2 protein-coding genes are annotated in these 1,532 nt (G+C 65.9%); one reads left to right on the forward strand and one right to left on the reverse strand.

What is annotated here, in order from left to right; translation table 11 throughout:
• Nucleotides 1–31 precede the first annotated feature (31 nt).
• Nucleotides 32–370 carry a hypothetical protein gene (locus tag AC1DU6_RS30765; protein ID WP_157281141.1) on the reverse strand — a complete coding sequence of 113 codons (339 nt, stop codon included), beginning with the start codon at nt 368–370 and terminating at the stop codon, nt 32–34.
• Nucleotides 371–540: 170 nt separating this feature from the next.
• Between AC1DU6_RS30765 and AC1DU6_RS30770 the strand changes: the two genes are divergently transcribed.
• Nucleotides 541–1,532: preprotein translocase subunit SecA (locus tag AC1DU6_RS30770; protein WP_477861892.1), on the forward strand; the 992-nt coding region annotated here is incomplete at its 3' end.

A 1,532-nucleotide genomic window follows, 5' to 3' on the forward strand; every position in this document is an offset into this window, starting at 1 on the left:
GTCTCGCGACAGTGGGTTTTTTCATGTGCGCCTATTTCTGGATCAGCTTCACGCGGATATGTCCAGGCAGCCCGGCCTGGGCCAGCAGGGCTTCCAGCCGGGGCAGCAGATGGCGCAGCTTGGCGGCGACGGCCGCGTTGGCGGCCAGCAGGCTCCAGCCTTCTTCGTCCAGCGGCCCGGGTTGCAGGCTGGCCAGCAGATTGCCCGGCAACGCGGGCCCGATGATGCGCAGCCGCCGCCGTGACGCCTCCAGGCGCGCATTGAGCTGACTCAGGCCCTCGTGAGCACGCAACGCGTCGGCCACCGGTGTCGGCGACGGGACGCTGACGCGCACGCTCTTGGGAGCAAGGTAGCGGGGCGGGTTGGCCATGGCCGCAGTGTAGTGAGGCGGCGATCCTGGCCAAAAGCCCACTGCTAAACTGCGCCGTTTTGCGCGGCCGGGCAAGTCCGTCTTGCAATGCCTCGCCGTGCCCTCAGATTCGCGCCTCCCACCGGTTGGACAGCCCGCCCGGTGCCGCGCAGCTCCTCATTCCTCGCAGCATGTTGCCCAAGCTTCTCACCTCGATTTTCGGTAGCCGCAATGAGCGTTTGCTCAAGCAGTACCGCCGCACCGTGCAGCAGATCAACGCGCTGGAGCCGAAGTACGAGGGCTTGAGCGACGACGAATTGCGCGCCCAGACGGCTGAATTCAAGCAGCGCATCGCTGCCGGCGAGACGGTCGACGACATCCTGCCCGAAGCTTTCGCCGTCTGCCGCGAAGGCAGCAAGCGCTCGCTGAAGATGCGCCACTTCGACGTGCAGCTGATCGGCGGCATGGTGCTCAACGACGGCAAGATCGCCGAAATGCGCACCGGCGAAGGCAAGACGCTGATGGCCACGCTGCCGGTCTACCTGAACGCGCTGACGGGCAAGGGTGTCCACGTCGTCACGGTGAACGACTACCTGGCGCGCCGCGACGCCGAGTGGATGGGCAAGCTCTACACCTTCCTCGGGCTGTCGGTCGGCATCAACCTGCCGCAGATGCCGCGCGAGCAGAAGCAGACCGCCTACGCCGCCGACGTCACCTACGGCACCAACAACGAGTACGGCTTCGACTACCTGCGCGACAACATGGTCTACGAGACGGCCGATCGCGTGCAGCGCGGCCTGTCCTACGCCATCGTCGACGAGGTGGACTCGATCCTCATCGACGAGGCTCGCACACCGCTGATCATCTCGGGCCAGGCGGACGACCACACCGACGTCTACAAGCGCATCAACGCCGTCGTGCCCAAGCTGAAGAAGCAGATCGGCGAGCTCGACCCGCGCACCGGTGAAGGCGTCATCGAGCCGGGCGACTTCACGGTGGACGAGAAGTCGCACCAGATCCACCTGACCGAAGACGGCCACGAGGTTGCGGAGGCGCTGCTGACCGAGGCCGGCCTGATCCCGGAAGGCGCGAGCCTGTACGACGCGGCCAACATCACGCTGATGCATCACCTGAATGCAGCGCTGCGGGCCCACCACGTCTATCACCGCGACCAGCATTACGT

It is taken from the genome of Roseateles sp. P5_B10, from assembly GCF_056400485.1.

Bases quoted from the DNA above. Each gene is read 5' to 3' on its own strand.
- AC1DU6_RS30765 (WP_157281141.1), bottom strand. From the start codon at position 370: ATGGCCAACCCGCCCCGCTACCTTGCTCCCAAGAGCGTGCGCGTCAGC.